General features: G+C 71.6%; 7 protein-coding genes. 1 reads left to right on the top strand and 6 read right to left on the bottom strand.

Annotated features, from left to right (window positions below):
- Nucleotides 1-50 precede the first annotated feature (50 nt).
- Both BCD48_RS19325 and BCD48_RS19320 read right to left on the bottom strand, forming a co-directional pair.
- Complete coding sequence (locus BCD48_RS19325; RefSeq protein ID WP_083418132.1) at nt 51-1,364, bottom strand: IS701 family transposase; 1,314 nt, start codon at nt 1,362-1,364, stop codon at nt 51-53.
- Between the two features lie 77 nt (nt 1,365-1,441).
- Nucleotides 1,442-2,422 carry a PaaX family transcriptional regulator gene (locus BCD48_RS19320; protein ID WP_071049837.1) on the bottom strand — a complete coding sequence of 327 codons (981 nt, stop codon included), beginning with the start codon at nt 2,420-2,422 and terminating at the stop codon, nt 1,442-1,444.
- 234 nt (nt 2,423-2,656) lie between these two features.
- Here BCD48_RS19320 and BCD48_RS19315 point away from each other — a divergent pair, with 234 nt between their 5' ends.
- The gene (locus tag BCD48_RS19315; RefSeq protein ID WP_071049836.1) at nt 2,657-4,294 is read left to right on the top strand and encodes a glutamate--tRNA ligase; all 1,638 of its coding nucleotides are present in this window, start codon (nt 2,657-2,659) and stop codon (nt 4,292-4,294) included.
- Between the two features lie 105 nt (nt 4,295-4,399).
- Here the strand turns inward: BCD48_RS19315 and BCD48_RS19310 are convergent, their stop codons facing one another.
- From BCD48_RS19310 to BCD48_RS19295, 4 genes are all read right to left on the bottom strand, one after another.
- Nucleotides 4,400-4,687: a MoaD/ThiS family protein gene (locus BCD48_RS19310; RefSeq protein ID WP_071049835.1), complete on the bottom strand. Its 288-nt coding sequence runs from the start codon at nt 4,685-4,687 to the stop codon at nt 4,400-4,402.
- A 148-nt stretch (nt 4,688-4,835) separates the two neighbouring features.
- On the bottom strand, nt 4,836-5,927 hold the full coding sequence (locus tag BCD48_RS19305) for a WD40/YVTN/BNR-like repeat-containing protein (RefSeq protein WP_071049834.1): 1,092 nt from the start codon (nt 5,925-5,927) through the stop codon (nt 4,836-4,838).
- Between the two features lie 167 nt (nt 5,928-6,094).
- The gene (locus BCD48_RS19300; protein WP_116271581.1) at nt 6,095-7,117 is read right to left on the bottom strand and encodes an LLM class F420-dependent oxidoreductase; all 1,023 of its coding nucleotides are present in this window, start codon (nt 7,115-7,117) and stop codon (nt 6,095-6,097) included.
- 337 nt (nt 7,118-7,454) lie between these two features.
- Nucleotides 7,455-7,923: IS3 family transposase (locus tag BCD48_RS19295; protein WP_071049833.1), on the bottom strand; the 469-nt coding region annotated here is incomplete at its 5' end.

Raw genomic sequence — 7,923 nt, 5'->3', positions numbered from 1 at the left:
CGCTGGTTGGTCAGGTTGGGGCGACCAGTGGGTGGGAGTGGCTCACGTGGTCAAGTAGCGCTGCCAGTTCTGGTGGGGGTGGGGCGGTCGACCAGCGGTGCCAGTACAGCTGCAGGCGTGCCCAGGGGCACAGCCAGCCGCGGACCTGTCGCAGGGTGTCCTGCCAGACGATGCGGCGCCGCGGATTTTTCCCCCGCCGCCCCGCGGTCCTCGCGGGGCGCTTGTTCGGCTTGGTCGGGGGGTGGCGTGGTCAGCAGGCTGAAGGTGAATGCCAGCATCACCAGCTGCCAGTGCCGCACGATGGCCTGTTCGGAACGGACCTGGAAGTCCGCCCAGCCCAGCTCGTGCTTGGCCGGCTTGTAGTAGTGCTCGATCCAGTCCCGTAGCCGGTAGATCCGGTAGACCTCGGCCGGGTCCGCCTCGGCCATCGAGAGGTTGGTGGCCATGAACCAGGTCGAATCGGCGGTGAGGACCGTCGGGTCGGCGGTGGCGGCGATCAGGCGGGTGCCCTGGGCCGGTCCGTAGCAGGGGCCCAGTTCCAGCTCGGCGACGTGGCGGACCAGCGGTCGGTTGTGGCTGTCGGTCAGTACCAGGCGCCGCCAGGCTTCCAGTGGCAGGCGGGCGGCGGCCTCGGCGGGGGTGAACGCCGGCGGATGGGCGGGGTCGGCGACGAACTGCCAGGTGCCGTGGCGGGGGCGCAGGGCCAGCACGTAGCGGATCCTGGCCGTCCGCAGCCGCCCTTCGAGCTTGGGGTTCTCGCCGTAGACGCAGTCGGCCACCACCGCGCGGAAAGGCACCCCGGCGCCGCGGGCGTCCTCGATCAGGTCCCAGGCCAGCTCTGGCTTGGTGGCGAACGCCGGGTCGGCCTTGCCGGCGGGTAGTCGGGAGGCGGGCCGGTAGGGCCGCACCCCCAGCGGCACGTGCCGGGTGCCGTCGGCCCAGTGGCTGGTGACGGCCACGACGCCGTTGGCGGTGCGGCCGAGCTTGCCGATGTACTGCTGGGCCGCCAGCACGATGCCATGGCCGCGCTTGCGGTCCCCGGTCTCGTCGATGATGAGCACCCCGTTGCCATGCGGCCCCAGGTCCGGGTGCCGACGCCACAGCTCCACCCGCCGTGCGCCCAGAGCGTCGGGATCCCAGGGCGCGTCGTGCAGGAAGTGATGCAGCCGCTGCCGGTCGGCACCGGGAACCAGAGCGGCAAGCTCCGTCAACGTCTTGTTGCGCTCCCGGGGCAGCAGCAGGCCGATCAGGTAGTGCCGCAGCGCGGTGCGCTCAGCCAACCGGCAGAACAGGTCATCGAAGTCGCCGCAGAACCTGTCGACCGCCTCCGCCGTCGGCGCGGTCGGCTTGCGAGATGTGGCCATCGGGCACCTCCCACCGGAACGGCCCAGCCAGACACCACAACCGTACGTCCACCTTCCCTAACCTGACCAACCAGCGCTTAGCCGCCGACGCGTTGGTAGCTGGCGAGGTGAGCGAGGTCGGGGGCGGTCTCGGCGATGATGTCGCGGAAGCGCTCGGCCGCGGGCGGTCCAAGGCCGTCGCAGATCTCGGCGAACAGGTCGCGCGCGGCGCGGCGCGGCCAGCGCTCGGGCAGCAGGTCCAGCGGCAGGTCCGGGTCGAGGCTGGGGAAACGCCGCCAGGTCGCGAGCAGGGCGGTCCGCGCGGACACGGCCTCGGCGCCGGTCACCGTGCCGGCCCGCACGCGGTCACGCAGCGGGGTGTTGGTGGCGACGAAGTCCTCGTAGAGCGCGCGGAGTTCGGTCAGGTCCCAGGCGGCCATCGGCGGGCGCGGGTCGCTGCGGCGGGCGTCGACCGTCGTCGTCAGCACAGTGGAGGCGAGCACACCCAGCTCGGCGAACGCCCGCCGCGCGGCCTCCGCGACCGGGCGGGGGCTTACCCACATGCCGTCGTAGAGCGGGGCGAAGCCGAGCCAGCGCAGCCGGCTGCGCACCGCGTGCCGGACGTCGCGCAGGTCCTCGGGCAGCGAGAAGGCCGCGACGGTCCACCGGCCGTCCCACGGCTCGTGCCGCTCACCGAAGGCCCGCAGCCGGTGCACGTTCTCCAGCACGACGGTGGACGCCTGGGCGGTCAGCCCGTAGTAGGTGTTGCGCCCGACACGGGACGACTCGAGCACGCCGCGCCTGGCCAGCCGCGAGAGCGCCGCCCGCGCGCCGACCGTCGTCACGTCGAAATCGGCGAGCAGCGCCACGAGGGCGGCCGATGGGAGGTGCTCGCGCCGGCCGTGCCAGTAGTCACCGAGCAGGCTGGTGAGCAGCCGCTGCGGATGCGACCCCTCCTGGGAACGCGGCAGGTCGACCTCGGCCTGCCCTGGCAGGGCGCGCAGGGCCGGCCGCCGCTGGGGAACGAGCGGACTCCCAGGCAGCTGATCCGGCCCGGTCGTCCGGCGGGGCGACGTCACAAAAGGGCAGTTTACGAGCGGTCGGCACCAAGCCGGGCGGATCTTGAAGGTTACGATCGGCCGATCAACCTCGTTTCGGTGACCGCGGGCCAAGCCGAAGCGGACCTTCTCGATAGGCTTGGCCGATCGAGAAGGCACCCCGCCGCGACGATGGCGAAGTCTCGCGGGCCCGGAGGCCGCTCCAGGTAATTCCAGGTAGTTCAGTGTGTTTCATGCTCCGTGGAGGTACCCGTCATGATCGACCGGGACGAGATCGACGCCCTGTTCCCGTCCGATCTGCCTGAGCCGGCGTACTGGGAGCAGCGGTACCCGCCGCGGGACCTGCCGCCGGGCGCGATGGTGACCCGGCTCGGCCCGAGCCCGACCGGCTTCGCACATCTGGGTGGCGTGTACGTCGCGATGCTGGACAAGGACCTCGCCCGGCAGTCCGGCGGCGTGTACTTCATCCGGGTGGAGGACACCGACGCCGCCAGGACCGTCGAGGGCGCCACGGCGCAGTTCGACGCGGCCTTCGGCTACTTCGGCGTGACGGCGGACGAGACCGAGGAGAACGGCGCCTACGGCCCGTATACCCAGTCGGCGCGGGAGCGGATCTACCTCAGCTACGCCCGGCAGTTCCTGCGCGACGGCCAGGCCTACCCCTGCTTCGCCACCAGGGAGGAGCTCGCCGCGGCCGCCGACGAGCAGCGCGCGGCGAAGGTGCCCACCGGCTACTACGGCCGCTGGGCTCCCTGGCGCGACGCCCCCGCCGAGCGGGTTCGCGAGGCGCTGGCGGCGGGCCGGCCGTACGTGGTCCGGTTCCGCTCCCCCGGCGGCGGCCGGGCCAGGTTCACCGACCTGGTGCGCGGCGAGCTGTCGACGGACGCCAACCGCAACGACGTCGTCATCCTGAAGAGCTCCGACAACCCGGTGCGGCTGCCGACCTACCACTTCGCGCATGTGGTGGACGACCACCTGATGCGGGTCACCCACGTGATCCGCGGCGATGAGTGGCTCTCGTCCGTCCCGGTGCATCTGCAACTGTTCGCCGCCGCGGGGTTCGAGCCCGTCGCGTACGCGCACATCGCGCCGCTGCTGAAGCAGGACGGCTCGGCGAGGCGGAAGCTCTCCAAGCGCAAGGACCCCGAGGCCTCGGTCGAGTTCTTCATCAGCGCCGGCTACCCGGCGCCGGCCGTCCTTTACTACCTGCGCGGGCTGATCAACGGGCGGCTCGCGGAGCTGCCCCTGGAGCAGGCGCTGCGCGAGCCGCTGCGGCTGTCCGAGGCGGGCGTCTCCGGAGCGCTGGTCGACCTGGTCAAGCTCGAGGACATCTCCGCCGACCACATCGCGGCCATCCCGAGCCCGACGATCCTCGACGATGTCCTCGCCTGGGCCGACGCCTACGACACCGAGCTCGCGGCCGCGGTGCGCGCCGAGCCGGAGCTCGCGGTGCGGGCGCTCGACATCGAGCGGACCGGCGTCGACAACCCGCGCAAGGACCTGCGCAAGTGGTCGGACTTCCGCCCGGTGTACGGCTACTTCTTCACCGGGCTGTTCGAGCCTGTGACCGACCCGGCCGACAGCCGGCTCGGCGCGCTCGCGCCCGAGGTCGTCCGGGCGCTGTGCGTCGAGTTCCTGCGGAACTACCAGGACCTGACTGACGGCGACGCGTGGTTCGGCCAGTTGCGCGCCGCGGCGGCGGCCACCGGCTTCGCCGGGAGTCCCAAGGAGTACAAGGCGAACAAGGACGCCTTCCACGGCTCCACGAAGGAGGCGTCGCAGGTCATCCGCGTCCTGCTCACCGGTTCGAACCGCAGCCCCGCCTTCCACCTTGTCTCCCATGCCCTCGGCGAAGCCGAGGTCCGCCGCCGCGTCGGCGCGGTCCTGGCCTGACCAGCCACGGATCTCGTCCTGTCATGCGCTGTGGGGCGATCCCGAGCCTTCCTCGCCCCACAGCGTCCGTGGGGATTCCCCACAACGTCTGACGAGGCCGCCGGGTCAGCCTCCGGCGATGGACGGGATCACCTGGATCTCGGCGCCGTCGCGCAGCGGGGTGTCCGCCCCGGTGAGGCGGCGGCACTCCTCGCCGTCGACGAACAGGTTCACGTAGCGGCGCAGCGCGCCGCGCTCGTCGCGCAGCCGCCGCTCCAGCGCGGGATGGCGGGCGGCGACGACGTCGAGCGCGGCGGCGAGCGTCGCCCCGGCCCCCGGCAGGTCCAGCTCCACCTGGCGCGCGCCGCCCGCGTGCTGGCGCAGCACCCCGGGCAGCAGCACCGTCACTCGCATGACCTGCCCCTCTCATGCTTCCGGAACGGAGGCCGCCGGGGGTGCGAAGGAAGAACATTTTCGCACCTTCTTTGGCCCTTCAGATGCCTCGGGAACGGAGGCCGCCGGAGGCGCGAAGGAAGAACATTTTCGCGCCTCCTTTGGCCCTTCAGACGACGGCCGCGCGGACGCAGGTGACGTCGGGCAGGTGGGCGGCCACCCGGGCCCAGCTGTCACCCTCGTCCCGGCTGGCATAGACCTCGCCGGTGCGGGAGCCGAAGTAGACCCCGGCCGGGTCGGCGTCGTCGGAGCACATCGAGTCGCGCAGCACGGCCGTCCAGAAGCCCTCGTCGGGCAGGCCGGCGGTGCGCGCCTCCCAGGAGGCGCCCGCGTTCTCGCTGCGGTACACCCGGCAGCGGCCGTCCGGTGGGAATCGCTCGCTGTCGGCCTTCAGCGGGAAGTTGTAGATGACGTCTCGTCGGCTCGGGTGGGCCACCATGGCGAACCCGAAGTCGCTGGGCAGGCCGTCCGCGATCGAGACCCAGCTGTCGGCGCCGTCGTCGCTGCGGTAGACGCCTCCGTGGTTCTGCGCGTACAGCCGCTCGGGCCGCGCCGGGCAGGGAGCGACCTTGTGGACGCACTGGCCGAACTCGGGGTACGGGTCGGGAAGGTAGCCCGCCCTGATCCCCTTGTTTACCGCCGACCAGCTCTCGCCGCCGTCGAGCGTGCGGTAGACGCCGCCCGACGACATCGCCACGGTGATCCGCTTGTGGTCGGCCGGGTCGGGAAGCACGGTGTGGATCGCCTGGCCGCCGTAGCCGGGCGCCCAGTCCGGGCGGTGCGGGTGGTCCCACAGGCCACGGACCAGCTCGAAGCCGCGCCCGCCGTCCGTCGAGCGGAACAGCGCGGATGGCTCGACGCCGGCGTAGACGACATCAGGCTCGTCGACGGGCCCCGGGGTGATCTGCCAGACGCGCCGCAGCGCCGCGTCGGTGCCCGCGGGGAACGCGATCGGCGCGGTCGCCGGCTCCCGCCAGCTCACCCCCAGGTCATCGCTGATCACCACGTTCGGCCCGAACCACTCGCTCGACAGCCCGACGAGCACCCGCGGCACCGGGCCGCGGGTGTCGATCGCGGCCGAGTACACCTCGACCATCGGGTGGTGCGGGCCGGTGACCTCCCAGCTCGCCCGCCCGTCCTGGCTGCGCGCCAGCCACAGCCCCTTGCGAGTGCCGATAACCAGCAGCACCGTCGCCGCCATCAGACCTCCCGGAGTTCCGCGATCATGCCGACCTGTGGCCGGCACGCTAGCCAGTCCGTCGAAAGGAACGGACTCCCGGATCACGCCAAACTCATCGCCCGTCGCGGTGGAGTCACTGAACGCCGGCAAGGTCCGACTATGTGCCACTTGAAAGCCGGCGGCGGCGGTCAGCCGCCGGTCTGGGGCGCGAGACCGGCGAGGAGCTTGGACAGGTCGGGGCCGTCGTTGAGGAGGGCGATGACGGGGGTCGTCACGCCGTGCTCGACGTAGCGGCGGATGCCCGCCCGGCACTCCTCCAGCGAGCCGTGGACGCAGAGCTCGTCGACGACCTCGTCGGGGATGGCCCGCAGGGCGCCTGCACGGTCGCCGGCGGCCCAGGCGTCCCACAGGCCGCTCAGCACTGGCCCGCGGCCCAGCCATTCGTGAAAGGCCCGGTAGACCGGGACGGTCAGGTAGGCGGCGACCTGGCGGCGCAGCAGCTGGCGGGCCGCCGCCGGGTCGTCGTTGACGAGGACGAAGATGCGCACGGCGATCTCGGCGCCTGGGTTGTGCTCCCGGACGTAGGGGATCACCCGGTCGCAGTCGTCGGGGGACAGCCAGTTGAGGATCGCGCCGTCGGCCTCGCGGCCCGCCAGGCCGAGCATCCGTGGGCGCAGGGCCGCGACCAGCAGGGGAACGGGGTCGGCCGGGACGACACCGAGCCGGAAGCCCTTGACGGTGAACGACGGGTACGTCTCGGTGATCTTCTCGCCCGCGAGCGCGCGGCGCAGGAAACGGACCGTGTCGAGCATCCGCTGGTAGGGCCGCTCGAAGGGGATCGAGTTCCAGTTCTGGACGATGACGTCCGACGACGTGCCGAGGCCCAGCACGAACCGCCCCTCGGCCGCCGCCGACAGGGTCGCGGCCGTCTGCGCGAGCAGGGCCGGGCCGCGGGTGAACGCGGGCAGGATCGCGGTGCCCAGCCGCAGCCGCCGCTCCGCCGCGCCAAGCGCGAGCGGGACCACCCCGTCGGTGCCCGTCGCCTCCGCGGACCACAGGTCCGTGTAGCCGAGGTCCGCGAGTTCGGCGTAGCGGGCCGGGTGCTCGGCCAGCGGCACTCCGGAGAGGGGCACGGTGATGCCCCAGCGCTCGTCGCTCGCGAGTCGGGCGGTGGGCTCGGACAGCGCCTCGGTGCGCGGGTCGGAGGTCACGGACCCGAAGTATGCGACACCCCGACCCCGACGCGCTGTGTTGCTGGTTCGCTCCGTGCGGGCTGTGTTGCTGGTTCGCTCCGTCCGGGCACGGCGCTCCGGCCCCTTACTCGCTTCGCTCCCAAGGGACCTCCGCGCCGTGTCCTCCTGCGCTCACGGGCGCTGCGGCGACCTCCGCTGCGGCCCGCCTACATCGCTTCGCTCGTAGGCAGGCCTCCGCGGAGGCGCGCCTCCGCGCCCAGCACGGTCGCCCGCCGCTGTCACGTCACCAAACCGAAGACACCCCGTTCACGGGGCACATCGCTTTGAAGCGTTCCCGATTTAGTAGACAGACGAATTATGCTGCTTCTGCGGCCTTCGTGTCAAATTGCGTCTCGAACTCGGTGGGGGTCAGATAGCCGATGGTCGAATGTAGCCTCCTGCGGTTGTAGTACGTCTCTATGTAGTCGAATACGCCGGCGCGGAGCTGCTTCAGTCCAGCGAAGGCATGGAGGTGGATGAACTCCTTTTTGAGGGTCGCCCAGAACGATTCGGCAGCGGCATTGTCGTAGCAGATCCCGGTCCGACCGACCGAGTTTTTGATCTTTTTCTTCTTGCAGAACCTGACGAACTCGCGGCTCGTGTACTGGCTGCCGCGGTCGGCGTGGAAGATCACTCCTTTGGGGGGTCGCCGGCGGCCGAGCGCCATGCGGAGCGCGTCCATGACCAGGCCCGCACGCATATGGTTGTCGACGGCCCAACCGACGACCTTCCGCGAGAAGGCGTCGATCACCGACGCGACGTAGCACCACCCTTCGACGGTACGC

This window comes from Pseudofrankia coriaricola (assembly GCF_001854805.1).
Lineage (GTDB): Bacteria > Actinomycetota > Actinomycetes > Frankiales > Frankiaceae > Pseudofrankia.
This window is presented reverse-complemented; position numbering and strand designations above follow the sequence as displayed.